At 67.4% G+C, this 26,964-nt stretch carries 23 protein-coding genes; 9 read left to right on the top strand and 14 right to left on the bottom strand.

Going from position 1 to position 26,964, the window contains the following annotated elements; all coding sequences use genetic code 11:
• Window positions 1-80: 80 nt before the first annotated feature.
• Together ACIGFL_RS02845 and ACIGFL_RS02840 are read left to right on the top strand one after the other, a co-directional pair.
• Window positions 81-983, top strand: coding sequence for a GlxA family transcriptional regulator (locus tag ACIGFL_RS02845; RefSeq protein WP_177342870.1), 903 nt, complete (start codon window positions 81-83; stop codon window positions 981-983).
• Between the two features lie 84 nt (window positions 984-1,067).
• Window positions 1,068-2,030 carry a hypothetical protein gene (locus ACIGFL_RS02840; protein WP_397496082.1) on the top strand — a complete coding sequence of 321 codons (963 nt, stop codon included), beginning with the start codon at window positions 1,068-1,070 and terminating at the stop codon, window positions 2,028-2,030.
• Between the two features lie 95 nt (window positions 2,031-2,125).
• Here ACIGFL_RS02840 and zapE read toward each other — a convergent pair whose 3' ends face one another.
• The 3 genes from zapE to ACIGFL_RS02825 all read right to left on the bottom strand — a co-directional run bounded on the left by zapE (window position 2,126) and on the right by ACIGFL_RS02825 (window position 5,418).
• A complete protein-coding gene (gene zapE / locus ACIGFL_RS02835; RefSeq protein WP_397496081.1) occupies window positions 2,126-3,220 on the bottom strand; it encodes a cell division protein ZapE in 1,095 nt (364 codons plus the stop codon).
• Window positions 3,221-3,416: 196 nt separating this feature from the next.
• The gene (locus ACIGFL_RS02830) at window positions 3,417-4,763 is read right to left on the bottom strand and encodes a tryptophan--tRNA ligase (protein ID WP_397496080.1); all 1,347 of its coding nucleotides are present in this window, start codon (window positions 4,761-4,763) and stop codon (window positions 3,417-3,419) included.
• A 25-nt stretch (window positions 4,764-4,788) separates the two neighbouring features.
• Window positions 4,789-5,418 carry an alpha/beta hydrolase gene (locus ACIGFL_RS02825; protein ID WP_021442301.1) on the bottom strand — a complete coding sequence of 210 codons (630 nt, stop codon included), beginning with the start codon at window positions 5,416-5,418 and terminating at the stop codon, window positions 4,789-4,791.
• Between the two features lie 128 nt (window positions 5,419-5,546).
• Here ACIGFL_RS02825 and ACIGFL_RS02820 point away from each other — a divergent pair, with 128 nt between their 5' ends.
• Complete coding sequence (locus tag ACIGFL_RS02820) at window positions 5,547-5,978, top strand: YhcB family protein (protein ID WP_031302694.1); 432 nt, start codon at window positions 5,547-5,549, stop codon at window positions 5,976-5,978.
• A 279-nt stretch (window positions 5,979-6,257) separates the two neighbouring features.
• Here the strand turns inward: ACIGFL_RS02820 and cysN are convergent, their stop codons facing one another.
• The 3 genes from cysN to ACIGFL_RS02805 form a co-directional block, all read right to left on the bottom strand.
• Window positions 6,258-8,153 (bottom strand): sulfate adenylyltransferase subunit CysN, encoded by a 1,896-nt coding sequence (cysN, locus tag ACIGFL_RS02815; protein WP_021442303.1) that lies wholly within the window; start codon window positions 8,151-8,153, stop codon window positions 6,258-6,260.
• 12 nt (window positions 8,154-8,165) lie between these two features.
• On the bottom strand, window positions 8,166-9,083 hold the full coding sequence (gene cysD, locus ACIGFL_RS02810) for a sulfate adenylyltransferase subunit CysD (protein ID WP_021442304.1): 918 nt from the start codon (window positions 9,081-9,083) through the stop codon (window positions 8,166-8,168).
• 133 nt (window positions 9,084-9,216) lie between these two features.
• A complete protein-coding gene (locus ACIGFL_RS02805; protein ID WP_397496079.1) occupies window positions 9,217-9,975 on the bottom strand; it encodes a Nif3-like dinuclear metal center hexameric protein in 759 nt (252 codons plus the stop codon).
• Window positions 9,976-10,086: 111 nt separating this feature from the next.
• Here ACIGFL_RS02805 and algW point away from each other — a divergent pair, with 111 nt between their 5' ends.
• The 3 genes from algW to ACIGFL_RS02790 all read left to right on the top strand — a co-directional run bounded on the left by algW (window position 10,087) and on the right by ACIGFL_RS02790 (window position 14,126).
• The gene (gene algW, locus ACIGFL_RS02800; protein WP_397496078.1) at window positions 10,087-11,229 is read left to right on the top strand and encodes a Do family serine endopeptidase AlgW; all 1,143 of its coding nucleotides are present in this window, start codon (window positions 10,087-10,089) and stop codon (window positions 11,227-11,229) included.
• A gap of 103 nt (window positions 11,230-11,332) precedes the next feature.
• Entirely contained in the window at window positions 11,333-13,393 is a 2,061-nt protein-coding gene (locus ACIGFL_RS02795; protein ID WP_397496619.1) for a TonB-dependent siderophore receptor, read from the top strand.
• A 13-nt stretch (window positions 13,394-13,406) separates the two neighbouring features.
• Window positions 13,407-14,126, top strand: a complete 720-nt coding sequence (locus ACIGFL_RS02790) for a DUF4198 domain-containing protein (protein WP_397496077.1) — start codon at window positions 13,407-13,409, stop codon at window positions 14,124-14,126.
• Between the two features lie 48 nt (window positions 14,127-14,174).
• On the opposite strand, the gene speA is transcribed toward ACIGFL_RS02790, so the two are convergent.
• From speA to ACIGFL_RS02770, 4 genes are all read right to left on the bottom strand, one after another.
• Window positions 14,175-16,088: an arginine decarboxylase gene (speA, locus tag ACIGFL_RS02785; RefSeq protein ID WP_021442309.1), complete on the bottom strand. Its 1,914-nt coding sequence runs from the start codon at window positions 16,086-16,088 to the stop codon at window positions 14,175-14,177.
• Window positions 16,089-16,210: 122 nt separating this feature from the next.
• Window positions 16,211-16,582 carry a translation initiation factor Sui1 gene (locus tag ACIGFL_RS02780; RefSeq protein WP_397496076.1) on the bottom strand — a complete coding sequence of 124 codons (372 nt, stop codon included), beginning with the start codon at window positions 16,580-16,582 and terminating at the stop codon, window positions 16,211-16,213.
• Between the two features lie 236 nt (window positions 16,583-16,818).
• Window positions 16,819-17,358, bottom strand: a complete 540-nt coding sequence (locus tag ACIGFL_RS02775; RefSeq protein WP_397496075.1) for an NUDIX hydrolase — start codon at window positions 17,356-17,358, stop codon at window positions 16,819-16,821.
• Complete coding sequence (locus ACIGFL_RS02770) at window positions 17,358-18,419, bottom strand: DUF2333 family protein (RefSeq protein ID WP_397496074.1); 1,062 nt, start codon at window positions 18,417-18,419, stop codon at window positions 17,358-17,360. Before ACIGFL_RS02770 ends, ACIGFL_RS02775 begins: the two co-directional genes overlap by 1 nt.
• 266 nt (window positions 18,420-18,685) lie before the next feature.
• On the opposite strand from ACIGFL_RS02770, the gene ACIGFL_RS02765 reads away from it, so the two are divergent.
• The gene (locus tag ACIGFL_RS02765; protein WP_397496073.1) at window positions 18,686-20,299 is read left to right on the top strand and encodes a diguanylate cyclase; all 1,614 of its coding nucleotides are present in this window, start codon (window positions 18,686-18,688) and stop codon (window positions 20,297-20,299) included.
• 104 nt (window positions 20,300-20,403) lie between these two features.
• Entirely contained in the window at window positions 20,404-22,368 is a 1,965-nt protein-coding gene (locus ACIGFL_RS02760; RefSeq protein WP_397496072.1) for a methyl-accepting chemotaxis protein, read from the top strand.
• A 37-nt stretch (window positions 22,369-22,405) separates the two neighbouring features.
• Here ACIGFL_RS02760 and ACIGFL_RS02755 read toward each other — a convergent pair whose 3' ends face one another.
• From ACIGFL_RS02755 to ACIGFL_RS02740, 4 genes are all read right to left on the bottom strand, one after another.
• Window positions 22,406-22,885: a copper chaperone PCu(A)C gene (locus ACIGFL_RS02755; protein WP_397496071.1), complete on the bottom strand. Its 480-nt coding sequence runs from the start codon at window positions 22,883-22,885 to the stop codon at window positions 22,406-22,408.
• Between the two features lie 89 nt (window positions 22,886-22,974).
• Window positions 22,975-24,378: a PepSY-associated TM helix domain-containing protein gene (locus ACIGFL_RS02750; protein WP_397496070.1), complete on the bottom strand. Its 1,404-nt coding sequence runs from the start codon at window positions 24,376-24,378 to the stop codon at window positions 22,975-22,977.
• Between the two features lie 79 nt (window positions 24,379-24,457).
• Window positions 24,458-24,844 (bottom strand): DUF2946 domain-containing protein, encoded by a 387-nt coding sequence (locus ACIGFL_RS02745; protein WP_397496069.1) that lies wholly within the window; start codon window positions 24,842-24,844, stop codon window positions 24,458-24,460.
• Window positions 24,845-24,911: 67 nt separating this feature from the next.
• Entirely contained in the window at window positions 24,912-25,829 is a 918-nt protein-coding gene (locus ACIGFL_RS02740; RefSeq protein ID WP_397496068.1) for a LysR family transcriptional regulator, read from the bottom strand.
• A gap of 102 nt (window positions 25,830-25,931) precedes the next feature.
• Here ACIGFL_RS02740 and ACIGFL_RS02735 point away from each other — a divergent pair, with 102 nt between their 5' ends.
• Window positions 25,932-26,948, top strand: a complete 1,017-nt coding sequence (locus ACIGFL_RS02735) for a zinc-binding alcohol dehydrogenase family protein (RefSeq protein ID WP_397496067.1) — start codon at window positions 25,932-25,934, stop codon at window positions 26,946-26,948.
• Window positions 26,949-26,964: the final 16 nt, after the last annotated feature.

Raw genomic sequence — 26,964 nt, 5'->3', positions numbered from 1 at the left:
CCCCGCTGCGCCGCGTCAGCATCCTCGCCACCGACGGCGTATTCGCCTCCACCCTGATGCAGGCCAAGGATTTCTTCCATATGGCCGGCATCCGTTACGCCAAGCAGCAGGGCCTGGGCCATGAGCCGCCGTTCGAGATCCACCTGGTCAGCCCGGACGGCCTGCCGGTGAACAGCTTCAGCAAGGTGCAGGTGCCGGTGGACGGCGGCCTGGAGGCCTGCGACGTGATCATCCTGCCGGCCTTCTGGGACGACTTCGACGCCCTCAGCCGCCGCTATCCGCAGGTGCTGGACTGGCTCAAACGCCAGCACGCGGCCGGCACGGCGATCTGCGGCGAAGCCAGCGGGGTGTTCTGGATGGCCGAGGCCGGCCTGCTCGACGGCAAGGAGGCGACCACCTACTGGCGTTTCTTCCGCGAGTTCGCCGAGCGCTTCCCCAGGGTGCTGCTCAACCAGGACAAGCACCTGTCCGATGCCGACAACCTGTACTGCGCCGGCGGCGTCACCTCGGCCTGCGACCTCTATATCTACCTGATCGAGCGCTACTGTGGCGCCGGCGTGGCCCAGGGCGTGGCCCGCGACATCCTCTACGAGGTGCAGCGCAGCTATACCCCGGGGCGCATCGGTTTCGGCGGCCAGAAGCTGCACCAGGACGTCACCGTGCTGCAGATCCAGCACTGGCTGGAGGAACACTACGCCGACAAGTTCCGCTTCGAGGACGTGGCCCGCGAGCACGGCATGAGCATCCGCAACTTCATGCGCCGGTTCCAAGGTGCAACGGGCGACAAGCCGCTGCACTACCTGCAGCGCCTGCGCATCGAGACCGCCAAGAGCCTGCTGTCCTCCACCCGCAAGAGCATCAAGACCATCAGCTACGAGGTCGGTTACGACGACGCCAGCTTCTTCGCCCGCTTGTTCCGCCAGCACACCGAGCTGTCGCCGAATCAGTACCGCCGCCAGTTCCAGCACAAGGACAGCCACTGAACAGCCACCCACCCTTGGTTAGGTTGGCCACAGGTGACGCCGGCCTATGATCGGGACACTGATAACAACAACAGGTCCATCGCCATGCGCCGCACCCTTATCGCCCTGCTTGCCGCCTGCAGCCTCACCGCCGTGGCGGACGACAACTGGAAGCCCTTCCCGCTCGACCAGAGCGCCTACGACTACAGCGGCGACAAGCTGCGCCAGGCCTGGCCGCAGCTGACCCGCGGCTTCGGCGACTACCCCTTCCCCGACGCCGACTGGGTGGTGAGCATGGCCAGCCGCCATCCGCAGGCGCTGGAGAAGACCGTCGGCGCCGATATCGGCTTCACCGGCAAGCCGCAAGAGGCCGAGGTCTATGCGCAGAAACTGCAGGAGGTCTGGCGCCTGATGTTCCGCGGCGACTTCGCCCAGGCCAAGGAGCAGGGCCTGGCCCTGGGCGTCGGCGGGCAGATCCCGGCGCTGTTCGCCCAGGTGATCTACGCCATGTTCCTGGTGCCGGAGCAGGCCGAGAAGCATCGCCTGCTGGAAGAAGTGATCGCCTACACCGACGAGGCCGGCGAACTGGTGCAGGCCGACACCGTCGCCCAGTTCGGCCGGGTCTACGCCAAGGCGCGCCTGGGCGAGGAGCTGTCGGTGCCGGTGGTGCTCAAGCGCGGCTATACCTCGCAGATCCCCGACGAGCTCGAGGCGCTGCTGGCCAAACAGCCGCAGCAGCCCTTCGCCCTGGCGCTGTACGGCGGCTACGAGGCCGGGGTGATCCGCAAGGTGGGCAAGCTGGTGGGCAAGATGACCTACGGGGTCAGCGCGGACAATATGGAGAAATACTTCAGCCGCAGCTTCCAGGCCCGCGACGACCTGCCGATCGGCCATTACGAATACGCCAACGCGCTGACCTACGTGTACGGCGACGACCAGCACGACAAGGTCGTCGAGCACCTCGAGCGCGCCGTAGCGATCACGCCGATCAACGCCATGGAGGCGCTGGAAGTGGCCCATGCGCAGAAGATGCTCGCCCAGTACCAGCAGAAGCTGGCTAAGCACTGAGCCGCCGGCGGCGCCCCCTATCCGGATCGCCGCACGCACCAGCCAATACGAAAAAGGCGACCTTGCGGTCGCCTTTTTTCATGCTGCGCAAACCATCAGGGCTTGTGCGGCCGCGACAGGAACTCGTGCGACTGCATCTCCAGCAGGCGGCTGAGGGTGCGCTGGAACTCGAAGGTCAGGCGGCCGCCGGTGTACAGGTCCTTCAGCTCCACCTCGGCGGAGATGATCAGCTTGACGTTGCGGTCGTAGAACTCGTCCACCAGGTTGATGAAGCGCCGGGCAATGTCGTCCTTGGCGGTGCTCATCTGCTCGACGTTGGCCAGGATCACCGCGTGGAAGATCTTGCCCAGCTCGATGTAGTCGTTCTGGCTGCGCGGGCCGTCGCACAGCTCGCGGAACTCGAACCAGGCCACGTCGTCGCCGACCTTGCGCGCGACTATGGGGCGGTTCTCGATCATCAGCGCCTCGTGCTCCTGCACCGAGCAGTGCTCCGGCAGCAGGCTCCTGAAGCTCTTGTCCAGGCTGACCTCGGCCTCGGCGTCCAGCGGGAAGTGGAACAGCTCGGCCTGCTCCAGCGCGCGCAGGCGGTAGTCTACGCCGCTGTCGACGTTGACGATGTCGGTGTGCTGCTTGAGCAGGGCAATGGCCGGCAGGAAGCGCGCGCGCTGCAGGCCGTCCTTGTACAGGCCGTCCGGCACGATGTTGGAGGTGGCCACCAGGGATACGCCGTTCTTGAACAGCTCCTCCAGCAGGGTGGCGAGGATCATCGCATCGGTGATATCGCTGACGAAGAACTCGTCGAAGCAGATCACCCGCGCCTCGTCGGCGAAGCGCCGGCCGATGATGGTCAGCGGGTTCTTCTCGCCCTTGAGGGTGCGCATCTCCTCGTGCACGCGCTTCATGAAGCGGTGGAAGTGGGTGCGCATCTTCCGCTCGAAGGGCAGCGCGTCGAAGAAGGTATCGACCAGGTAGGTCTTGCCGCGCCCGACGCCACCCCAGAAATAGATGCCCTTGACCGGCCCCTGCGGCTTCTTGCCGAACAGTTTGCCGAGCAGACCGCCCTTGCCCTGGTCGGCGGCGACCAGCTCGTCGTACAGCCGCTGCAGGTGGCGCACGGCGTTTTCCTGGGCCGCATCATGGAAGAAGTCGGGCCGCTGGAGGTCGGCCTGATAGCGCTCGAAAGGAGTCATGATTCGTTAGCCGGGCAAGTAAAAACGGGGGCGTCACTTTAGCGACGCCCCCGTGGATTGGCAATCGCAGGTTGGGCTGAGCGCAGCGCAGCCCAACGACCGGCAACGGCATGCCATGAGCCGTTGGGCTTCGTCGCTACGCGCCTCAACCCAACCTACGGCGTCAGGCCGTTACCCGGCTGCCATCCGGGCGACATCATTCCTGCGTCGCCAACGCCTCGCGCAGACGGGCGATGGCGGCGTCCAGCGCCACGGCATCGGCGAACTCGGGGCTGCTCGCCACGCATTCGTCATCCAGCCAGACGCCGAAGCCCTGCCCTTCGGCGCGCACATCCAGTGGTTCGCCGGACTGCAGGCGCTTATTGACCATGCCGGCCGACTTGCCATCGGCGAAGGCTTTCGACAGCAACAGCTGCTCGCCAGCGGCGTCCAGCAGGCGGAAGCGGAAGCTGCCGTCGTCGTCGCGGAAGCTGACGAAGCGCGCGCTCTTGGCCGCCTTCTTCTTCTCGCCGGAGGCGGTTTGCACCTGCTCGCGGAACGAACGCAGGCCCACCGCCTCGCGCAGCTCGCCGAGGAAGGGCGTGGCAATCTTGCGCGCCTTGGCGGCGCCGGCCAGGAGGATGTCCTCCAGATCGGCGGGCCTGGCGATCAGCGCGTTGTAGCGCTCGCGCGCCTCGCCCAGCTCGTTTTCCAGCAGCTGGTACAGGCGATTCTTCGCCTCGCCCCAGGCCAGGCCGCCTTCCAGCTCGGCGCGGAACTCGGCCTGCTGCGCCGGGGTGGCGAAGGCCTGGTACAGGGTGAACAGGTGCGAGCCGTCGGCGTCCTTGGGTTCGCCCGGCAGGCGCGAGTCGGTGACGATGCGGGCGATGGCGTCCTTGAGCTGCTTGGCGCTACCGAACAGCGGGATGGTGTTGTCGTAGCTCTTGCTCATCTTGCGGCCGTCGAGGCCGGGCAGGGTCGCCACCTCCTCCTCGATCACCGCCTCGGGCAGGGTGAACAGCTCGCGACCGGCGCCGAACAGGTGGTTGAAGCGCTGGCCGATGTCGCGGGCCATCTCCACGTGTTGGATCTGGTCACGGCCGACCGGCACCTTGTGCGCGTTGAACATCAGGATGTCCGCCGCCATCAGCACCGGGTAGCTGAACAGGCCCATGGTGATGCCGGCGTCCGGGTCTTCGCCGGCCTCGACGTTCTTGTCCACCGACGCCTTGTAGGCGTGGGCGCGATTGAGCAGGCCCTTGCCGGCGACGCAGGTGAGCAGCCAGCACAGCTCGGGAATCTCGGGAATGTCGGACTGGCGATAGAAGGTCGCCTTGTTCACGTCCAGGCCCAGCGCCAGCCAGGTGGCGGCGATCTCCAGACGCGAGCGCTGGATGCGCGCCGGGTCGTCGCACTTGATCAGCGCATGGTAGTCGGCGAGGAAGTAGAAGGAATCGGCATCCGCGGCGCGGCTGGCGACTATGGCCGGGCGGATGGCGCCGGCGTAGTTGCCCAGGTGCGGGGTGCCGGTAGTGGTGATGCCGGTGAGGATACGGGTGGTCATGGCGTTCGCTTGTCGTACAGCTGATTCAGAGACGCGGCAACAGCAGATCCTTCAGATCGGTCAGCTTGCCGTGAAAGAAGTGGCCGCATTCTGCCACTTTCAGCAGCTCGTGGGCACGCCCAAGGTTCGCCGACCAGTCGTACACCGCCTGCGGCTCGACCACTTCGTCGGCGTCCGGCTGGATCAGCACCAGCGGGCAAGTGGCCGCCGGCGGATTGTCGGCGGTCAGCCGGTGCACCGCCGGCGCCACCATAAACAGCTTGTCCAGCGCCACGCCCTGGCGCTCCAGACGCGCGCCCAGCGCGGCGGCGACGAAACCGCCGAAGGAGAACCCGAGCAGGGTGAGCGGCAGATCCGGGTACCCTTCGCGCAGCCAGGCGGCCACCGCTTCGGCGTCGTCCACCTCGCCGCTGCCCATGTCATGGCTGCCGGCACTGGCGCCGACGCCGCGATAATTGAAGCGCAGGGTATGCAGGCCGCAGTCGCGGGCGCTGCGTTGCAGGGTGGAAACCACCTTGTTGAGCATGGTGCCGCCCTGCACCGGATTGGGGTGGCAGATCAGCGCCACGCCGCGAGCGTCGGGCACTTCGAGAAAAAGGGCTTCGAGCTGGCCGACGGGGCCAGGGATAAAAACGGCGGTTTCGCGGTTGAGCAACAGAGAACTCCGTGACCCCGGATCGGGTCGACTCGTCTAGCAAACTGTCTGCGCGGCACGGCATAGCCGTATACAGCGCAGGTTCGAGCCGCTAACGTAAAGCAAAGCCGTTTTGAGAGGAAGGACTCGTGGAACAGACCCTTACAGCCTGGTTGATACCCGCCCTGACCCTGGTGGTCGGCATTGCCGTCGGCTTTCTGATCGCTCGCCTGGCGCCCAGCGCCGCACCGAGCCGCACGCAGCGGCAGATGGAAGAAATGCAGGCACGCTTCGAGGCCTACCAGAACGAAGTGGTGACCCACTTCAACACCACCGCCAGCCTGGTGAAGAAACTCACCCAGAGCTACCAGGACGTGCAGGAGCACCTGTCCGACGGCGCCAATCGTCTGGCCCTGGACGAACTGACCCGCCAGCGTCTGCTGGCCGCCCTCAGCAGCAGCGAAGGCGGCGAGAAGCGCGAACGCCTGACCCCGCCGAAGAACTATGAAATGCCCAAGGACTACGCGCCGAAAAGCGACGGTCCCGGCATGCTGGACGAGAGCTACGGGTTGAAGAAGTAACCCCTCGGCCAAGACAGGGAGCCCCGCTATTGCGGGGCTTTTTATTGGCCTTGTAGCCCGGATGCAATCCGGGAAGGCTCGACACGGGCACCGTGGATGGCCGCCAAGGCGCAGGTTTATCCGCGAAATTCACCGCGCAACCGCGAATAGATTCGCACCTGCGGAGGCCGGTTCTGCGCATCGACAGGCCAGGTGGACCTCGCCCGTTACGCCCCAATAAAGCGCAACCAACAAAAAGCCCCGCTGGCGAGCGGGGCTTTTTGCATTGCGCGCAGGCTGTTAGATGGCGCCGCGACTACGCAGCAGCTGCAGCACCTGCTTGACGCCCTCTTCCACCGACACGGTCTGGGTGTCGATCACCAGATCGGCGTCCAGCGGCACGTCGTAGGCGAAGGACTCGCCGGGGATGTTGTCGCCGGCGGCGGCATACAGGCCCTGCGGGTCGCGTTCGCGGCAGACCTGCGGCGAGGCCTGCACGTAGACGGTGAGCAGGCGCTCGCCGCCGATCAGCGCCTTGGCCTGCTCGCGGCCCTCGGCATCCGGGGCGACGAAGGCGGCCAGGGTGAGCAGGCCGGCCTCATTGAACTGGCGCGCCACATGGGCGGCGCGACGCCAGTTCTCGGTACGCCCGGCGCGATCCTGCGGCAGGCCCTTGTTCAGGTCGTGGCGCAGGTTCTGGCCATCGAGCACGTAGACGGCGCGGCCCATGTCGAACAGCTTGCGCTCCACGGCGTAGGCCAGGGTGCTCTTGCCGGCGCCGGACAGGCCGCTGAACAGCACGGTGGCCGGCTGCTGGCCGAAGCGCGCGGCGCGCTCCTCGGTCGACACGTGGGCTAGGCGACCGTGCTGGCCGCCGCCATGGCCGACCGGATCGGCAATGATCATGCCCGCGCCGACGGTGCCGTTGGTCAGGCGGTCGATGACGATAAAGGCGCCGGTGGTGCGGTTGTGCTCGTAGCCGTCGAGGGCAATGGGCGCATCCAGGGCGACCTTGACCCGGCCGATCTCGTTGAGCTTCAGTTCGCTGGCCGCGCCCTGCTCCAGGGTGTTGACGTCGACGCGGTGCACGATGCTCGGGATCGAGCCCGGCACGTAGCTGGTGGCGCGCTTGATGTCGTACTTCTTGCCCGGCAGCATCGGCTCTTCGCCCATCCACACCAGCATGGCCTCGAAGCTGTCGGTGACCTGCGGACGGTTGTCGGCGTGCACCAGCATGTCGCCGCGCGACACGTCGATCTCGTCTTCCAGGGTCAGGGTGATGGCCTGGCCGGGGCCGGCGTGCTCCAGCTCGCCCTCGAAGGTGACGATGGACTTGACCTTGCTGGTCTTGCCCGACGGCAGCGCCATCACTTCGTCGCCCTTGCGCACGATGCCGCTGGCCAGGGTGCCGGCGAAGCCGCGGAAGTTGAGGTTGGGGCGGTTGACGTACTGCACCGGGAAGCGCAGGTCGTCGAAATTGCGGTCGCCCGCCACTTCCACGGTCTCGAGGATTTCCATCAGCGACTGGCCATCGTACCAGGGCGAGCGCTCGGACTTGTTGACCACGTTGTCGCCCTTGAGCGCCGACATGGGGACGAAATGCAGCGTACTGGGCTTGAGGCTGATCTTGTCGGCGAAAGCCAGGTAGTCGGCCTTGATCGACTCGAACACGCCCTGGTCGAAGTCCTTGAGGTCCATCTTGTTGACCGCGACGACGATGTGCTTGATGCCCAGCAAGGAGGCGATGAAGCTGTGGCGCTTGGTCTGGGTCTGCACGCCGTAGCGGGCGTCGATCAGGATGATCGCCAGGTCGCAGGTGGACGCGCCGGTGGCCATGTTGCGGGTGTACTGCTCATGGCCGGGGGTGTCGGCGATGATGAACTTGCGCTTGGCCGTACTGAAATAGCGGTAGGCCACGTCGATAGTGATGCCCTGCTCGCGCTCGGCCTGCAGGCCGTCGACCAGCAGCGCCAGGTCGATGTCGTCGCCGGTGGTGCCAACCTTCTTCGAGTCGCGGCTGATGGCTTCCAGATGGTCTTCGTAGATCATCTTGGAGTCGTGCAGCAGGCGCCCGATCAGGGTGCTCTTGCCGTCGTCGACGTTGCCGCAGGTGAGAAAGCGCAGCAGTTCCTTGCGTTCGTGCTGGGCCAGGTAGGCGAGGATGTCCTCGCTGATCAAATCGGATTGATGACTCATGGTGCGGAATCCTTAGAAGTAGCCCTGGCGTTTTTTCTCTTCCATCGAGCCGGCGGCGTCGTGGTCGATCACCCGGCCCTGGCGTTCGGAAGTACGAGTCAGGAGCATTTCCTGGATGATGTCCGGCAGGGTCGCCGCGGTGGACTCCACCGCGCCGGTCAGCGGGTAGCAGCCCAGGGTGCGGAAGCGCACCATCTTCTTGGTGATACGCGCCTTCTCCTCGTCCGACAGGTGCTCGAGGATGCGCTCGTCGTCGATCATGATCAGGGTGCCGTTCCTCTCGATCACTTCGCGCTCAGCGGCGAAGTACAGCGGCACGATCGGGATCTGCTCCAGGTAGATGTACTGCCAGATGTCCAGCTCGGTCCAGTTCGACAGCGGGAACACGCGGATCGACTCGCCCTTCTTGACCTTGCCGTTGTACACGTTCCACAGCTCGGGACGCTGGTTCTTCGGGTCCCAGCGGTGCTTGCTGTCGCGGAAGGAGTACACCCGCTCCTTGGCGCGGGACTTCTCCTCGTCGCGGCGCGCGCCACCGAAGGCGGCGTCGAAGCCGTACTTGTCCAGCGCCTGCTTGAGACCCTCGGTCTTCATCACGTCGGTGTGCTTGGCACTGCCGTAGGTGAAGGGGTTCATGTCCTGCGCCACGCCATCGGGGTTGATGTGGGTGATCAGGTCCAGGCCCATCTCGCTGACCATCTTGTCGCGGAAGCGGTACATCTCCTGGAATTTCCAGCGGGTGTCGACGTGCATCACCGGGAACGGCAGCTTGCCGGGAAAGAACGCCTTGCGCGCCAGGTGCAGCATCACGGCGGAGTCTTTACCGATGGAATAGAGCATTACCGGGTTGTCGAATTCGGCGGCCACTTCACGAATGATGTGGATACTTTCCGCCTCCAGCTGCTTCAGGTGGGTCAGTTTATCGAGCATGGCTACTCACGGTTTGCTGTGTAATTGGGCCGGCGGGCCGTGGACGAGGGCGCACTCTAGCACAGCGCCAACTTCTAATCAGGACGCTACTTAGATCGAAAAGGTCTAGTTTTATACCCGCAAGAAAGCGCGCTCAGATCGGATTCGGGCAGTCGATAAACAGGTGTTCGAGGGCGAAACGCCGCGCCAGATAATCGCCCAGTGCCTGCACGCCGTAGCGCTCGGTAGCATGGTGGCCGGCGGCGATGAAACTCACGCCGTTCTCCCGCGCGCTGTGGAAGGTCTGCTCGGAGGCTTCGCCGGTCAGGTACAGGTCGACGCCGGCGGCGATGGCCTGGTCGATGTAGCCCTGACCGCCGCCGGTGCACCAGCCAACCCGGCGGATCAGTCCCTCGCCCTCCACCAGCAGCGGCTCGCGGCCGAGCGCCTGTTGCACCTGGCGAGCGAAATCGGCGGCGCTCATCGGCTCCTCCAACGACCCCACCAGGCCGACGGTGCGCGGGTTGTCCGGCTCCAGCGGGCCTTCGACGACGATGCCGAGCTGGCGCGCCAGTTGCACGTTGTTGCCCACCTCGGGGTGCAGATCCAGCGGCAGGTGATAGGCCAGCAGGCTGATGTCGGCAGCCAGCAGTGCCTTCAGCCGGCGCTGCTTCATACCGGTGACGCAAGGGTTCTCGCCCTTCCAGAAGTAGCCGTGGTGCACCAGCAGCACGTCGGCCTCGGCGTCGATGGCCGCCTCGATCAGCGCCTGGCTGGCGGTGACGCCGCTGACGATGCGACGGACCTGCGGCCGCCCCTCGACCTGCAGGCCGTTGGGGCAGTAATCGGCGATGCGCGCGGCGCCCAGATAGGCATCGGCTTCGGCGACCAGGGTAGACAAGGCAATGGCCATGGGGTTTCCTCACAAGCTGTTGCGGGCCGCTGCCTTATTGGCCGGCACCTCTCTATAATGCGCCACCTTAAGGGGCACCTTGGCCCCTCGCAACTCTCAGAGATCGTCTCGATGTCCCAGGCCCTGCGTTTCCTCGGCTGGCCCTTGCTGGTCGGCGTGCTGCTCGCGCTGTTGATTATCCAGCGCTACCCGGAGTGGGTCGGCCTGCCCCGCCAGGAAGTGCATATGCTGCAGGCGCCGATCTACAGCCGTCTGCAGGAAGGCCCGGTGTCCTATGCCGAGGCGGTGGATACCGCCTCGCCGGCGGTGGCCAACCTCTACACCACCAAGCTGGTGAGCAAGCCGACGCACCCGCTGTTCGAGGACCCCACCTTCCGCCGCTTCTTCGGCGACAACCTGCCGCGCCAGCAGCGCATGGAGTCGAGCCTGGGCTCGGCGGTGCTGATGAGCCGCGAGGGCTACCTGCTGACCAACAACCACGTGGTCAGCGGCGCCGACCAGATAGTCGTGGCGCTCAAGGATGGTCGCGACACCCTGGCAAGGGTGATCGGCACCGATCCGGAAACCGACCTGGCGGTACTCAAGATCGACCTGCCCGACCTGCCGGCCATCACCCTGGGCCGCTCCGATACCATCAAGATCGGCGACGTCACCCTGGCCATCGGCAACCCCTTCGGCGTCGGCCAGACCGTGACCATGGGCATCATCAGCGCCACCGGGCGCAACCAGCTGGGCCTCAATACCTACGAGGACTTCATTCAGACCGACGCGGCGATCAACCCGGGCAACTCCGGCGGCGCGCTGGTCGACGCTCACGGCAACCTGGTGGGCATCAACACCGCGATCTTCTCCAAGTCCGGCGGCTCGCAGGGCATCGGCTTCGCCATCCCGGTCAAGCTGGCGCTGGAGGTGATGCAGGCGATCATCGAGCACGGCCAGGTGATTCGCGGCTGGCTGGGCATCGAGGTGCAGCCGCTGACTCCGGAACTGGCCGAGTCCTTCGGCCTCGAAGGCCGCCCCGGCATCGTCGTTGCCGGCCTGTACCGCGACGGCCCGGCGCAGAAGGCCGGCCTGCAGCCGGGCGACCTGATCCTCAGCATCGACGGCGAACCGGCCGGCGACGGCCGCCGCTCGATGAACCAGGTGGCGCGCACCAAGCCGGGCGACCAGATCCGCATCGAGGTGCTGCGCAACGGCAAGTCGCTGGAACTGACCGCGGAAATCGGCCTGCGCCCCCCCGTCAACGGCAACTGACCGGCTGAATTTTCATCTGGGAACTCTTCTCGAATGGGCTTAATGTTATGTTATTACATTAAACACAATCGACAGGAGCCTTCCCTTGCGCGCCACCCTTGCCCTGCTTGCCAGCCTGCTGGCTCCCAGCGCCCTCGCCACGCCGTCTCCCGCCCAGCTCGAGGACAGCATCATCAGCGCCGACGCCGAGCTGGCCGACGGTCCGGTGCAGGGCTACCGCGCCACGCGCTCGGCCAGCGCCACCCGCACCGACACGCGCATCGAGGCGATTCCCCAGAGCATCGCCGTGGTGCCCGCCCAGGTGCTCGACGACCTCGGCAGCACGCGCATCGACCGCGCCCTGGATTTCGCCGGCGGTGTGTCGCGGCAGAACAACTTCGGTGGCCTGACCTTCCTCAACTACAGCGTGCGTGGCTTCACCACCGGCGAGCTGTACCGCAACGGTTTCGCCATCAACCGCGGCAGCTACAGCTCGCCGGACGCCTCGGCCATCGAGCGCCTGGAGGTGCTCAAGGGCCCGGCCGCGGCACTCTATGGCCGCGGCGACCCCGGCGGCCTGGTCAATATCGTCACCAAGCGCCCGCAACTGGAGCCCTTCACCCAGTTCAAGGCCAGCGCCGGACGCTGGGATCGCTACCGCAGCAGTCTCGACGTCAACACGCCGCTGAACGCCGAGGGCACGCTGCTGTCGCGGGTCAACCTGGCAGTGGAAGACAACGGCAGTTTTCGGGACCACGTCGGCAACCAGCGGCAGATCGTCAATCCGACTTTCAGTTGGCAGTTGTCGCCGGACACCCTGCTGACCCTCGACAGCGAGTTCTCGCGCACCGACTCGGTGTTCGACCGTGGCATTCCGGCGGTCGACGGCAAGATGGGCGCGGTCAAGCGCTCGACCTTTCTCGGCGAGCCCAACGACGGCAAGATCCGCAACGACAACCAGCTGCTGCAGGCCAGCCTCGAGCATTATCTGAACGATGCCTGGAAACTGCGCCTGGCCAGCCATTACAGCCAGGGCACGCTGGACGGCAACAGCTCGGAGCCATCGCGGCTGATCGGCGACCAGGTCACGCGCTTCTATCGCGAGCGCAGTTTCGAGTGGAACGACAGCATCACCCAGGCCGAACTGCACGGCCAGTTCGAGCTGGCCGGCTGGCAGCACCAGACGCTGCTGGGCCTGGAGTACGAGAACTACCGCAACAGCCAGAAGTACCCGCAGAGCGTCACCGGCCTGGGCTACGGCCAGGACATCCATAACCCGATCTACGGGCAACCGAAACCACCCATCGTCAATCCCAACGACTTCCACGAGCACACCGAGAGCTACGCCCTCAACCTGCAGGACCAGATCGCCTTCAGCGAGCGCTGGAGCGGCCTGCTCGGCGTGCGCCTGGAGCGTTTCGAGCAGACTGCGCGCAACCGCAGCACGCGGGTCAGCAACGAGCAGAGCAAGGATGTCGCCACCCCACGCGCGGGCCTGCTCTATCAGCTGACGCCGGAGGTCGGCGTATTCGCCAACGCCTCGATGTCGTTCAAACCCAATACCATCGGCGCTCAGGGCCAGGTGTTCAAACCGGAAAAGGGTCTCGGCTATGAAACGGGGCTCAAGCTCGACCTGCTCGACAGCCGCCTGGGCGCCACCGTGGCGCTGTTTCATATCGACAAGGAAAACGTGCTGACCGCCGACCCGAACAGTCCCGGCGACAGCATCGCCGCCGGCAAGGCGCGCAGCCAGGGCCTCGACCTGCAGATCAGCGGCCAGCTCAGCGAGGCCATGAGGCTTATCGGTGCCTACGCCTACATCGACGCCGAAGTGACCGAGGACAACAGCATTCCCGAGGGCAGCGACCTGCTCGGCATCGCCCGCAACAGCGCCAGCCTGATGGGCGTTTATCAGTTCCAGGGCGGCGCCCTGCAAGGCTCGGAGCTGGGCGCCGCGATCACCCATGTCGGCGACCGCTCCGGGCAGACCGGCAGCGATTTCGAGCTGCCGGCCTACACCACGGTCGACCTGCTGGCGCGCTGGCAGGCCACCCAGGACCTCAGCCTGGGCCTGAACCTCAACAACCTGTTCGACCGCAAGTACTACGAGCGCTCGTTCAACAGCGTCTGGGTACTGCCCGGCGAACCCCGCAACCTCAGCGTCAGCCTGACCCTCAACCTCTGAACCGGAGTTTCACATGCGTATCCCTGCCTACCTGCTCCTCGCCGGCCTGTTCGCCAGCGGTAACGTCCTTGCCCATGGTCTGTGGACCGAACAGCGTCGCGGCAACATCGAAGTGGTCTATGGCCACGGCGCCGAGGACAACGTCTTCAAGGCCGAGAAGATCAGCGGCGCCTGGGCCTATGACGCCGCCGGCAAGATGATCCCGGTGAGCGTCGAGCGCCTGAGCGACCACGCCCGCCTGCACCCCTTGAAGCCCCCCGCCGTGCTCGGCGTGGCGCTGGACAACGGCGCCTGGTCGAAAACCCCGGACGGCCAATGGATCAACCAGGGCCGCAGCCAGGTGGCAAACTCGACCCAGTCGCTGCACACCTACAAGTACAGCCTGGCGATCTACGCCGAAGGCGCCCAACTGCCGGCGCTGGATCAGCTGAAGATGGTCATCCTGCCGGAAACCGACCCGCTCAAGGTCGGCCCGGGCAAGTCGCTGCCGGTGCGGGTGCTGGTGGACGGCAAGCCGCTGGCGGGCGTCGAGCTGGTCGGCGACTACCGCGGCGCGCCGCACCAGGTCAGCGCGGTGACCGATGCCGAAGGCCGCGCCCAAGTACCGGTGCGCAACCAGGGGCTGAACATCATCAGCGCCGAGGTCAGCCTGCCGGTGGCGAACGATGCGGATATCGAGACTCGCGGCCTGTTCGCCTCGCTGACCTTCCTCGGCCAGGCGCACCACGAATAACCGCGGTCGGCCTGACCGCGCGCCCAGGGCGGCGCGCGGTCAGGGGACTCAGGAGGCCAGGTAGGACGAGCGGGTCAGGCCCAGACGCAGGGCGTCGAGGAACTGGGTGCGCTCGCGGGCGCTGATCCTGGCGCTGGCCACCTTGTCGCGGTAGTGGGTCATCAGCTCCTCGGGTGACAGGTGCACGTAGCGCAGCATGTCCTCGATGGTATCGTGGGTCTCGATGCCGGCGTGGTACACGCTGCCGTCGGCGTTCTGATAGATGTTCACCGAGTCGGTGTCGCCGAACAGGTTGTGCATATCGCCCAGGATCTCCTGGTAGGCGCCGACCAGGAAGATACCCAGCACATAGTCCTCGCCCTCGCGCACCTCGTGCACCGGCAGGCTGGTCTCAATCGACTGCTCGTCGACGTACTGGCGGATCTTGCCGTCGGAGTCGCAGGTCAGGTCCTGCAGCACGGCGCGGCGCAGCGGCTCCTCGTCCAGCCGCGACAGCGGCAGAATCGGCAGGATCTGGCCGATGGCCCAGGTGTCCGGCAGGCTCTGGAACACCGAGAAGTTGCAGATGTACTTGTCCGCCAGCTTGTCGTTGAGCTCGTCGAGCACCGCGCGGTGCGAACGCTGACGCGCCTTGAGCTGGTTGTACAGGCGCCGGCAGATGGCGAAGTAGCACTGCTCGGCCAGGGCCTTCTGCGGCAGATCGAGCTTGCCCGCCGAGTACTGTGCCGCCACCTCCTCGATGTAGTGGGTGGCGCGCCAGTAGGTCTCGGCGACCATCTCCGGGTCGCTGTCGTCGAGCAGCTCGATCAGCACCTGCAGCACTTCCGGCTGTTCGACGCTGGCATCGATCTCCGGCACCTTGTCGTTGTGCCGCTCGACGTCGGTGACCTGCACCAGCAGCACGGCGTGGTGCGCGGTCATGGCCCGGCCGCTCTCGGAGAAGATGTGCGGATGGGGGATTTCCTGGCGGTCGCAGAACTCCTTGAGCATGTCGACCACGGCATCGGCGTAGTCCTGCATGTCGTAGTTGATCGAGCTGGCGTTGCGCGAGTGGGTGCCGTCGTAGTCCACCCCCAGGCCGCCACCGACGTCGATGTGATCGACCGGCAGGCCCAGCGCGCGCAGCTCGCCGTAGTAACGGATGGCCTCGCGGAAGCCCTTGCGGTAGTCGGCGATGTTGGCGATCTGCGAGCCCATGTGGAAATGCAGCAGGCGAATCCCCTGATCCAGGCCGGCGGCCTTGAAGCGCTCGACCACCTGCAGGATCTGCGCGGCGGACAGGCCGAACTTGGACTTCTCGCCGCCGGTGTCGGCCCACTTGCTTGATGCCAGCGAGGACAGGCGTACGCGCAGGCCGATCTGCGGCGCGACCTTGAGCTCGGCCGCCTCCTCGATCACCAGGCGCACCTCGGATTCCTTCTCGATGACGATAAACACGTTGTGGCCGAGCTTCTGCCCCATCAGCGCCAGACGGATGAACTCGCGGTCCTTGTAGCCGTTGCAGACGATGGTGCCGCCCTTCGGCGCCAGCGCCAGCACCGCCAGCAGCTCGGGCTTGGAGCCGGCTTCCAGGCCGATGGAGACGTTCTGCGTGGCGATGATGTTCTCCACCACCGCCTCCTGCTGGTTGACCTTGATCGGGTACAGCGCGGTGTAGCGGCTCTGGTATTCGAGGCGCTCGATGCTGGCGTCGAAGGCACCGGTCAGACGGCGTACGCGGTCCTGCAGGATGTCCGGGAAGCGCACCAGCAAGGGCAGCGACAGACCGCTCTGACGCAACTCATCGACCTGGTCGTAGAGGTCGATCGGCGCGCTGTCCGGGCCGTTGGGACGCACCTCGATGCGGCCGGCATCATTGATCGAAAAATAGCCGGCGCCCCAATGGCGAATACCGTAGACACTGCGGCTGTCGGCTACCGTCCACTGGCTGCCGTCGTCTTTGCGGGTGCGTCGTGCGGACATCGGGTTCTCCCATGAGAATGAGTCTGGCCCTCTAGGTGGCCAGCCTGGAAATTAAGGATGCAAGATGACGTTTGCTCGGCGGTTGACCGCATGAGCAGCATCGAAGTTTAGGAAATGACGCTTCAGCCGCCGGACTTCTTCGCGGTGAAACCGCGCTTGCTCAGTTCCGCGAGGAGCAACTCGACATGATCGCCCTGGATCTCGATCACCCCGTCCTTCAGCGCGCCGCCGGTGCCGCAGCGCTTCTTCAGCGCGCTGGCCAGCTCCTTGAGCGGCTCCTCGGCCAGCGGCACACCGCTCACCGTGGTCACCGTCTTGCCGCCACGGCCCTTGGTTTCACGGCGTACACGGGCGATGCCGTCACCGGCGGGAAGCTGGCTCTGCTTGCAGCTGCAGGCGTCCACCGGTTGGCCGCAGCCAGGGCAATGCCGACCAGTGTCGGTGGAATAGACGAGACCGCTCAGGGCGGAAAATGACGAAGCTTTCTTGACCACCGGCTTGTCCTCGTAGGGGTCAGGATAGCGACTGGTCGACGGGCGTCGACCGCGAAGCCCCACTCTGGCAGGGGCAGCGCAAGCGGACAGACGTCCGCTGAAAAGGTCGCGCAGTGTAACGGCAAAGGCGGCGCTTGCTAAGTACGGATTTGCGTCATTGTGCGGCACTTTGGCGACGCCGTTCGTCATCGCGCACGGCGTGCTCGGAATGCCTGACACCCCGGATTGCATCCGGGCTACCTGGTTGCCGCCAGGTAACGCTCCAGCGCGGCCAGCGAGTCCGGACAATAGGACAAGCGGCGGGTCTCCTCCAGCGCCTGCTCGACGCTGATGAAGCGCGCCTCCAGCACTTCTTCCGGCTGCAGCACCAGCGGCGCATCCGACACCGCCGAGTAGGCCATGCACCACAGCCGGCTTTCCGGGGCGTCGTAGAGAAAATGCGCATGCTCGACCAGCTCGGCGCCGACTATGCCCAGCTCCTCGGCCAGTTCGCGCTCGGCCGACTCGGCGTACGCCTCGCCTTCCAGCACCATGCCGCCGGCGGCCACGTCCCAGTAGCCGGGATACAGCGCCTTGCTCAGGGTGCGCCGGTGCACGCAGAGCAGGCCGGCCGAGTTGAACAGCAGGATATAGGTGCCGCGGCCGATCAACCGGCGCTCGCGCAGCTCGGCGCGCGACACCCCGCCGAGCGGCCGGTCCTGTTCGTCGACCCAGGCCACCCGCTCGGCGTCGGAGGCGGCGCGATGCGCCGCTTCCGCCTCGGAGATCGCCGCCATCAGCCCTGGCTCAGCAGCTGGCGCAGGTCGATGATCGCCGCGTTGGCCCGTGAGATGTAGTTGGCCATCACCAGCGAGTGGTTGGCCAGCAGGCCGTAGCCGCTGCCGTTGAGGATCATCGGGCTCCACAGGGTTTCCTGCGCCGCCTCCAGCTCGCGGATGATCTGCCGCACGCTGACCGTGGCGTTCTTCTTCGCCAGCACGTCGGCGAAGTCCACCTCGACCGCGCGCAGCAGGTGGGCCAGTGCCCAGGCCTGGCCGCGCGCCTCGTAGAACACGTTGTCGATCTGCAGCCAGGGCGTCTCGTAGATGCCACCCTCGCCCACCGCCGTGGCGTCCGGCTCGCTCGGCAGCACCTCGGTATTCAGGCGCACCTGACCGACGCTGGCGGACAGCCGCTGCGACAGCGAGCCGAGGCGGGTGCCGGCGTCGCCCAGCCAGTTGTTGAGGTTGTCGGCGCGGGTATAGAACTGCGCGTTCTGCTTGCTCGGATCGGCCAGGCGGGCCAGGTAGCGATCCAGCGCCTTGATCCCTTCGCGGTACTCGGACTCCGAGGCCGGCAGCGCCCAGCTCTTGTTGTCGAAGTGGAAGCGCGGCTCGGCCTGAGCCAGGTCCGGGTCCTCGGTGGATTGCGACTGCGAGCGGGCGAAGTCCTTGCGCAGGGCGCGGGAGAAGTCGCGCACCTGCACCAGCACGCCGTACTCCCAGCTCGGCATGTTGTCCAGCCACAGGCCGGGCGGCGCCAGGTCGTTGGACAGGTAGCCGCCGGGCTTGTCCAGCAGGGTGCCGGCCACCTGCTTGAGGGTCTCCACCGTGGTGTAGCCGCCGACCAGCTGGCGCTTGGCCTGCTCCGCCGCGGCCTGGGCCCGCTGCTGCACCGGGAAGGCCGACGGCTCCTGACTCCAGTACCAGCCGACCACCAGGGCCAGCAGCAGGTAGACGCCGAGCAGTCCGCCGATCGCGCGGCCGATCAGGCTGGCGCCGCTGCGCTCGCCTGCGTACGTGGCGGCCTTGGCGGCGGCGTCGGGCGAGCTCGCCGCGCGATTCTTCCAGTCCAGCATGGCAGTGTCCTTCCTTCAGCAAATTCGAATGTTCGACCGCATCCCGGACAACGGGTTGCGTGTCCCGCACTATAAGGCAAGCACGCCGCAAAGCGCAGGGCGCACGGGCAAACTTACCGCCGGTGGCAAGTCAGTGGGGAAAAGCTAGGTTTATGTCGCCTATTCGACAGAAAACACGACGCCAATTGATCGGCGGCACTGTCAGCGCCGCCACCAAGTGATAGCATCGAGCCACCACTGACCCAGTCATTTAAAGAAGTCGGCCCATGACCGAACACCCAGACCCCAGTCGCGATCGCCTCAAGCATCACTTCGCCCAGCGCGTGATCCACCAAGCGCGTCAGGTGCTGGAGGTCTGGCAGCGCCTGCAGCGCAGCGAATGGAACGATGCCGGCATGGCCGAACTGGGCGAGGCCAACCTGCGCCTGCTGCGCTACGCCGAGCGCTTCGAGCAGGCCGAGCACGCCCAACTGGCCGAAGCCATCGCCGCCAGCCTGACGGCGGTGGCGGACAACCGCGGACGCCTTAACAGCAGCCTGATCGGCCAGCTCAACCTGGCCATGCAGCGTCTGTCGCGCACCGGCCTGCGCCACGCCGACGCGTTCGAGCAGACCTTCCTGCCGCCGCTGCGCAAGCCGGTCTACCTGGCCCTGCAGGACACCGCCCGCGCCGAGCGCCTGGCCCAGCAGCTGGAGTTCTTCGGCCTGTCCGCGCAGGCGCTGACAGACGCCGCGGCGTTTCGCGCCGCCGTCGCCGAGCGCCACCCGGCCGCCATCGTCATGGACGTCGACTTCGCCGGTGCCGGCCTGGCGCTGGCCGACTCGCTGCAGCAGGGCCTGGAGCAGAAGATTCCGCTGCTGTTCTTCAGCCACCGCGACACCGACACGCCGACCCGCCTGGCCGCGGTGCGCGCCGGCGGCCAGGAGTTCTTCACCGGCTCGCTGGACGCCTCCAGCCTGCTCGAACGCATCGAGGTGCTGACCCACGTCGCCCAGTACGATCCCTACAAGGTGCTGATCGTCGACGACTCCAAGGCCCAGGCCACCCACACCGAGCGCGTGCTCAACAGCGCCGGCATCCTCACCCACACCCTGACCGAGCCGATCCAGGCGATGGACGCGCTGGCCGAGTTCCAGCCCGACCTGATCATCCTCGACATGTACATGCCCGAGTGCAGCGGCACCGAGCTGGCCAAGGTGATCCGCCACAACGACCGCTACGTCAGCGTGCCGATCATCTACCTGTCGGCCGAGGACGACCTGGACAAGCAGCTCGACGCCATGAGCGAGGGCGGCGACGATTTCCTCACCAAGCCGATCAAGCCGCGCCATCTGATCGCCACCGTGCGCAACCGCGCCGCCCGCGCGCGCAACCTCAAGGCACGCATGGTGCGCGACAGCCTGACCGGCCTGTACAACCACACCCACACCCTGCAGCTGCTCGAAGACGCCTGCTTCCGCGCGCGCCGCGACGAGCAGCCGCTGGCCTTCGCCATGCTCGACATCGACCACTTCAAGAGGGTCAACGACAGCTACGGCCACCCCATGGGCGACCGGGTGATCAAGAGCCTGGCGCTGTTTCTCAAACAGCGCCTGCGCAAGACCGACCATATCGGCCGCTACGGCGGCGAGGAATTCGCAGTGGTGCTGCCCGATACCGACGAGCAATCCGCGCTGCGGGTGCTCGAGGAAATCCGCCAGCGCTTCGCCGAGATCCACTACCCGGCGCAGCCGCAGGACCTCTCCTGCACCTTCAGCTGCGGCATCGCCATGCTGCAGCCGGGCCTCGACGGCAACGCTCTGTCCAAGCAGGCCGACGAGGCGCTGTACCGGGCCAAGCACGGCGGTCGCAACCGGGTGGAGCTGTACCGCGGCGCGTGACGGCTCGCCAGCCGCCGGAACGTGACGCAACGCACAACGTCATCAGCCTGTAACCAAACCGCAATAGGCTCGCGGGCATCGTTCAGCCGTCGATCGAGCCCGCCATGCGTCTCAAGCTGCTCACCAATCTCAACACCCTGCTGCTGGTCACCGTCTGCGTCGCCCTGGCGGCGACCCTGTGGTGGTCGCAACGCGCGCTGCAACAGCCGTTCCAGCTGATGGAGCGCTACCTGGCGCTGTCCCAGCAGTTCCAGCAGGACGTGGCCGGCAATATCCAGGCCTACCTGGCCAGCGGCGATGCCCTGCGCCACAGCGCCGCGGGCCAGGCCATCGACGGCCTGGAGCTGGCGCTCGACGAGCTACCGGCGCCGCTGGCCGAGGAGCTGCGGCCGAGCCTGGAGCAATTGCGCACCTTCAGCGCGGGCGAGCTGCTCGCCGCCGGCAAACTGGCCGGCGACCCGCAGGGCCTGCTGCTGCAGGCCGAACGGGAGATGGGCGGCGCGCTGGAGCAGCTGGCGCAGTACGCCGACTCGGCCACGGGGGCGTCAGCGCAGGATTACCGCCGCCCGCTGTTCGACGCCAGCCAGCACCTGACGCGCCTGGGCCATGCCCGCGGCCGCTTCGTTGCCCAGGGCCGCAACGAGCTGCTGGCCGATATCGAACGCGAACTCAAGGCCCTCGGCGCACAGGCCGGGCGCCTCGACAGCCTGCCGCTGCTCGGTGTGGCGGAGGCTTCGGACTCGGCCAGCGCCGGCTTCGCCGCCCTGCTCGGCCTGGCCGACGACAGCAGCGCCAGCCAGGCGGAAGATCGCGGCGTCGCCCTCAAGCGCGACTTCACCGCCCTGGTACGCCGCTACCCGGCCGAGCTGCAGCGCACCCGCGAGCTGGTCGAGCAGCGTCAGCAACTGGCCGCCGCCACCCGCGCGCGCATCGACCAGCTGCAGCGGGCGCTGGCCGCCCTGGAGCCGCAGGTCAAGGCCGAGTACGCGCGCATCCAGGGCGACGTGCGGCTGATCCAGGGCCTGATGATCGGCCTGATCCTGCTGATCGCGCTGACCATCGACAGCATCCAGCGGCGCCTGACCCGGGTGCTCAGCCAGCTGGTGCCGGCGCTGTCGGCCTGGGCCCGCGGCGACTTCGCCACGCCCATCGCCATCGGCGCGCGCACCCGCGAGCTGCGCGATATCGAGGACTCGCTCAATCACCTGCGCCGCTACCTGGTCGAGCTGGTCGCCAGCATCCGCGGCCACGCCGAGCAGGTCGCCGGCTCCAGTCGCACCCTGGCCGAACTCAGCGGCGGCCTGCATGCCGGCGCCGAGCGCCAGGCTGGCGACACCGCGCTGATCCGCGACGCGCTGAGCGAACTGGAAGCCACCATCGGCCAGGTGGCGCAGGACGCCAGCCAGACCGCCGACGCCAGCCGCGACGCCGACCGCGCCCTGGAGCAGGGCCAGCGGGTCATCGGCCAGAGCCTGGAAGGGCTGCACGCGCTGGTCGGCGAGGTGCAGGACAACGCCCAGGCGATCGAGCGCCTGGCCGAGGAGACCGCCACCATCGGCAGCGTACTGACGGTGATCCGCGGCATCGCCGAGCAGACCAATCTGCTCGCGCTCAACGCCGCCATCGAGGCGGCGCGGGCCGGCGAGGCCGGCCGCGGCTTTGCCGTGGTCGCCGACGAGGTGCGTTCGCTGTCGCAGCGCACCGGTAGCGCCACCGCCGAGATCCAGGAGCTGATCGGCCGCCTGCAGCAGGCCGCGCGCCAGTCGGTGAGCGCCATGCGCGCCCAGGTCGAACATGCCGAGGCCACCGCCGGCAAGGCCGAGGCGGCCGACGGCGCGCTCGACGAAATCGTCGCGGCGATCCGCACCATCGCCAACATGGCCGAACGCATTGCCGACGCCACCGCGCAACAGAGCGAGGCGGTCGGCGAAATCCGCGAGCACGGCGAACGCATCCACCAGCTCGGCGGCGACAACCTGCAGCGCATCGGCCGCAGCCGCGACCAGGGCGAGCAACTGCTGCACCTGGGCGGGCAGCTGCATAGTGCGGTGCAGGTGTTTCGCGTCTAGGCGCGTGCGTCAGCCGGGCACTGCCACTGCGTTCGCCTCAGTGCTGGTGATGCTCATGGGCGGCCTCGGCTACCGGCGCCTCTTGCTGCACCGCCACCTCGACCTCGACCTGGCCGGCCTTCTCGAAGGTCAGGGTTAGCGGGAAGCGTTCGCCGTCCTTGGCCTGCTGCTTCAGCTCGAACAGCATCACGTGGTAGCCCATGGGCGCGAACTGCACCTCGCCGCCGGCGGGGATGGTCACGTCCTGCACCTGCTGCATCCTCATCACCTCGCCTTCGTGCACATGCTCGTGCAGCTCGGCCTTGCCGGCCACCGGGGTGCTGACGGCGAGCAGGCGGTCGGCCTCGCGGCCCCGGTTGTGCACCACGAAGTAGGCGGCGGCGGTCGGCGCCACCGGCGGCATGGTGCGCGACCAGGGGTGGTCGATATGCAGGTCGCCGGCCTGGTAGTCGTGGGCCTGGGCCAGCAGGCTGGCGCCGAGCAGCGCGCCCAGCAGCAGGAATTTGTTCGGCAGCATGGTGTTCCTCCAGTTGCGATAGTCGGCCGTAGCCTGAATGAATCCGGCGACGCCGGCCAGGGCCGGGGCGCCGCGATGAAGGTGGCGCGTCAGTCGCTGGCCAGCCGGCGCCAGGCCGGCAACCGTGCCAGCAGGCGATCCAGCAGCCAGATCAGCAGCAGCGAGGCGCCGACCAGCGGGAAGACCAGGCCGAGCGCCAGCATGATCGCCACCCCGACCTTCCAGCGCGGCAGGTCGTGACGCAGCGGCGGCACGCCAAGGCGACCGGCCGGGCGGCGCTGCCACCAGAGCAGCAGGCCGCTGACCGCGCCGAACAGGATCAACAGGCAGACCAGCGCCATCAGCAGCTGGTTGGCCAGGCCGAACATCTTGCCCTCGTGCAGCTTCACCCCGCTCTCCACCGTTCTGGCGACCAGGCCGTAGTCGCGCCAGCGCACATCGGCGAGCAGCGCGCCGCTGTACTGATCCAGGTGCAGGGTGGCGTCGTGGCGCGGGTCGTCGGCGAACAGGGCGACGGTGTAGACGCCTTCGGCGCCGCGCGGGAAGCTGATGCTGTAACCCGGCTGCACAGCCTGCGCCGCGGCCGTGTCGACCACCTGCTGCAGGCCGATCTGCGGCGCCGCGGCCGCGCCGGCGTGGCGCTGGCCATGGTGCCCGGCATGCGGGTCGGAGGCCGGCAGCGGCGTCACCTCCACCGCCCAGGCCACGGTCTGCTGGCGGCTGTCGTTGAGGCTGCCGGTGAGTTGCCCGGACTTCGGCACCGCGTCCCACATCGCCGCAGGGAAGTGGTTCCAGGTGCCGGCGAACTGCGCGCCCCAGAAGCCGGTCCAGGTCATCCCGGTGAGCAGCATCAACAGCAGCAGCAGGCTGCCCCAGAAGCCGGTGACGCCGTGCAGGTCGCGCCACAGCAGGCGCCCGCGGGCACCCAGGCGCGGCCACAGCACGCCGGCGCCGCTGCTGCCGCGCGGCCACCAGAGGTACAGGCCGGAGACCACCAGCACCACGCCCCAGCCGGCGGCCAGCTCGATCAGGCGGTCGCCGACTGTGCCGAGCAGCAGATCGCCGTGCAGCTTGCGCACCACCGCCTGCAGGTTCCAGGTGGCGTCCTGCACGCCGAGCAGCGTGCCGCGGTAGGGGTCGAGGAACAGATTGAGTTCCTGTCCGTCCTGGCCGATCACGAACTGCGCGCTGCGGTCCTCCGCCACCGGCGGCAGGTACTTGCTCACCGTTGCCTGCGGATAGGCTGCGCGGACGGTGGCCAGCTGGCGGTCGGCATCCAGGGGCCGTTCGCCCGCCGGCACCTGCAGCAGATCGGCGTACAGCCACTGGTCCAGCTGCGGCTTGAACAGGTAGATCATGCCGGTGATCGACAGCATGACCATAAAGGGGATGACGAACAGCCCGGCATAGAAATGCCAGCGCCAGACCAGGTTGTAGAAAGCGGGCTGCGCGCGCACGCGAGCCCCTGCAACGGCATCGGAGGGTGACGACATGGGAGTTCTCCAGCGTCGCGCGCATGCCGCGCGACGCACTATTCGCATGGTGGGGAATGCCCCGCCAGGGGCAGGCTGATCAGGCGAACAACGGAGAAGCGCGGGGGTTGGCCGAGGGCCAGAGGTAGCGGAGCGGGCGGCGGACCGCGACGCTGACGCCGGGCAGCGCGCGACTGACCGGCAGCAGGCCGAGCAGGCCGAAGAAGGCGGCGAGGATGATGGCGCTGAAGCTGCTGCTCAGGGCGCAACCGGAGCCGGTGGCCGGATTGGGCGCGACCACGCCGGAGCCGTCGAGATCGGCGCCGGCGCCGAAGTTGCCCTCGAAGGAGCAGTACTGGCCATCCAGCCCGCTGAGCTGCAGGCCGGCCATCTGGCCGTGGCTGATGGCGCAGACGAACGCGCCGAACAGGATGCTGAAGTACAGCAGCCAGGCGGTCAGCGAGCGGTGTTTGCGGGCCAGTTTCATGGGGCGCGACTCTAAACAGGCGATGGCGGCGCGACACTGCGGTGGATTGCCGCAGCCGAGTGCAAGCCTAGCCGCGCCAGGGGGCATGCGCCAGCAGCTCGGCGCAGCGCGCCTGGACGAACTCGCGCAGCAGGTGCACCGGCCGGCTCAGCTGCGCGCGGTGGGCGCAGACCAGGTTGAGCGGGGTCGGCTCGCCGCGCCACTGCGGCAACAGCAGCTGCAGCCGCCCGGCGCGCACGTCGCCGGCGACATCCAGCCAGGACTTGTACACCAGCCCCTGCCCCGCCACCGCCCAGCGGCGCACCACGTCGGCATCGTCGCTGACCCGGTCGCCGGCGACCGTCAGGGCGATTTCGCGCTTGCCACTGTGAAAGCGCCAGCGCTCGTGTACCCGCCCGCCGAGCATATAGAGCAGGCAGTTGTGCTCGGCCAGCGCCTCCGGCGTCTGCGGCGCGCCATGCCGCGCCAGGTAGGCCGGGGCGGCGCACAGCACGCGGCGGTTGTCCGCCGCCAGCGGCAGCGCCACCAGGCTGGAGTCTTCCGGCGCGCCGTAGCGCAGGGCAATGTCCACCGGCTCGCGGAACAGGTCGGCAACGCGGTCGCCCAGCAGCAGGCGCAGGTGCAGCTGCGGATGCTCGCGCTGGAACGCGTCGAGCCAGGGCAGCAGGGTGTTGCGGCCGAAATCCGAGGGCACCGACAGCTGCAGCACGCCGCCGATCTCGGCCTTGCTGCCGGCCAGCTGCCGGCGACCGTCCTCCAGGCTGTGCAGGGCCAGGCGCGCATGACCGAGAAACAGCTCGCCTTCCGGGGTCAGGCGCAGGCTGCGGGTGGAACGGGCCAGCAGGCGCACCTGCAGTTGCTGCTCCAGGCGCTTGAGCGCGGCGCTGGCCACCGCCGGCGACACCTCCAGCAGGCGCGCGGCGGCGGACAGGCTGCCGGTCTCGGCAGTGCGGACGAAGAGTTGCAGGTCGTCAAAACGCAGCATGATTTTCAAAGAAATAATGAAAGAGACTCTATTCCTACGCGCTTTTTCGCCTTTGTGAAATAGCCGAGCATGGCGACACCCTCTCCCGCGGAGCTCGCCCCGATGAAAGCCGTCGCCTATTACCAGTCCCTGCCCGCCGAGCATCCCGACGCCCTGCAGGATGTCGAACTGCCCGCCCCCACCCCCGGCCCGCGCGACCTGCTGGTGGCGGTGCAGGCCATCTCGGTCAACCCGGTGGATACCAAGATCCGCCGCAACGTCGCCCCGGAACACGGCGCGGCCAAGGTACTGGGCTGGGACGCCGCCGGCGTGGTGCAGGCGGTGGGCAGCGAGGTGAGCCTGTTCCAGCCTGGCGATCGGGTGTTCTACGCCGGCGCCATCGACCGCGCCGGGGCCAACAGCGAGCTGCACCTGGTCGACGAGCGCATCGTCGGCCGCATGCCCGCCAGCCTGTCGTTCGCCGAGGCCGCCGCCCTGCCGCTGACCGCCATCACCGCCTGGGAACTGCTGTTCGAGCGCCTGCAGGTCGGCGAAGGCCAGGCCAGCCAGGGCCAAAGCCTGCTGATCGTCGGCGCCGCCGGCGGGGTCGGCTCGATCCTGGTGCAGCTGGCGCGCCAGCTCACCGAACTGCAGGTGATCGCCACCGCCTCGCGGCCGCAGACCCAGGCCTGGGTGCGCGAACTGGGCGCCCATCAGGTGCTCGACCACAGCCAGCCGCTGGCCGCGGAACTGGCGCGCCTCGGCCTCGGCCAGGTCAGCCACGTCGCCAGCCTGACCCAGACCGACCAACACTTCGCGCAGCTGGTCGAGGCGCTGGCGCCGCAGGGCCGCCTGGCGCTGATCGACGACCCGCTGCAGCCGCTGGACGTGATGCTGCTCAAGCGCAAGAGCCTGTCGCTGCACTGGGAGCTGATGTTCACCCGCTCGCTGTTCCAGACCGAAGACATGATCGAGCAGCACCGTCTGCTGCAGCGGGTCTCCGCGCTGGTCGATGACGGCGTGCTGAAGACCACCCTGGGCGAGCACTTCGGCCGCATCGACGCGGCCAATCTGCGCCGCGCCCACGCCCTGCTGGAAAGCGGCCAGGCGCGGGGCAAGATCGTCCTCGAAGGCTTTTGATAGCCTCTCGCCACCA

This window comes from Pseudomonas sp. NPDC077649 (genome assembly GCF_044542855.1).
GTDB lineage: Bacteria > Pseudomonadota > Gammaproteobacteria > Pseudomonadales > Pseudomonadaceae > Aquipseudomonas.
The sequence above is the reverse complement of the archived record's forward strand: the minus strand, read 5'-3'. Positions and strand labels throughout refer to the sequence as shown.

Coding starts and splice junctions, on each gene's coding strand:
- ACIGFL_RS02735 (WP_397496067.1), top strand. CDS start 25,932: ATGAAAGCCGTCGCCTATTACCAGTCCCTGCCCGCCGAGCATCCCGAC.
- cysN (WP_021442303.1), bottom strand. CDS start 8,153: ATGAGTCATCAATCCGATTTGATCAGCGAGGACATCCTCGCCTACCTG.
- ACIGFL_RS02745 (WP_397496069.1), bottom strand. CDS start 24,844: ATGAAACTGGCCCGCAAACACCGCTCGCTGACCGCCTGGCTGCTGTAC.
- ACIGFL_RS02840 (WP_397496082.1), top strand. CDS start 1,068: ATGCGCCGCACCCTTATCGCCCTGCTTGCCGCCTGCAGCCTCACCGCC.
- cysD (WP_021442304.1), bottom strand. CDS start 9,083: ATGCTCGATAAACTGACCCACCTGAAGCAGCTGGAGGCGGAAAGTATC.
- ACIGFL_RS02845 (WP_177342870.1), top strand. CDS start 81: ATGGCCGGCATCCGTTACGCCAAGCAGCAGGGCCTGGGCCATGAGCCG.
- speA (WP_021442309.1), bottom strand. CDS start 16,088: ATGTCCGCACGACGCACCCGCAAAGACGACGGCAGCCAGTGGACGGTA.
- zapE (WP_397496081.1), bottom strand. CDS start 3,220: ATGACTCCTTTCGAGCGCTATCAGGCCGACCTCCAGCGGCCCGACTTC.
- ACIGFL_RS02765 (WP_397496073.1), top strand. CDS start 18,686: ATGACCGAACACCCAGACCCCAGTCGCGATCGCCTCAAGCATCACTTC.
- ACIGFL_RS02755 (WP_397496071.1), bottom strand. CDS start 22,885: ATGCTGCCGAACAAATTCCTGCTGCTGGGCGCGCTGCTCGGCGCCAGC.
- ACIGFL_RS02790 (WP_397496077.1), top strand. CDS start 13,407: ATGCGTATCCCTGCCTACCTGCTCCTCGCCGGCCTGTTCGCCAGCGGT.
- ACIGFL_RS02740 (WP_397496068.1), bottom strand. CDS start 25,829: ATGCTGCGTTTTGACGACCTGCAACTCTTCGTCCGCACTGCCGAGACC.
- ACIGFL_RS02805 (WP_397496079.1), bottom strand. CDS start 9,975: ATGGCCATTGCCTTGTCTACCCTGGTCGCCGAAGCCGATGCCTATCTG.
- ACIGFL_RS02830 (WP_397496080.1), bottom strand. CDS start 4,763: ATGACCACCCGTATCCTCACCGGCATCACCACTACCGGCACCCCGCAC.
- ACIGFL_RS02770 (WP_397496074.1), bottom strand. CDS start 18,419: ATGCTGGACTGGAAGAATCGCGCGGCGAGCTCGCCCGACGCCGCCGCC.
- ACIGFL_RS02750 (WP_397496070.1), bottom strand. CDS start 24,378: ATGTCGTCACCCTCCGATGCCGTTGCAGGGGCTCGCGTGCGCGCGCAG.
- ACIGFL_RS02775 (WP_397496075.1), bottom strand. CDS start 17,358: ATGGCGGCGATCTCCGAGGCGGAAGCGGCGCATCGCGCCGCCTCCGAC.
- algW (WP_397496078.1), top strand. CDS start 10,087: ATGTCCCAGGCCCTGCGTTTCCTCGGCTGGCCCTTGCTGGTCGGCGTG.
- ACIGFL_RS02760 (WP_397496072.1), top strand. CDS start 20,404: ATGCGTCTCAAGCTGCTCACCAATCTCAACACCCTGCTGCTGGTCACC.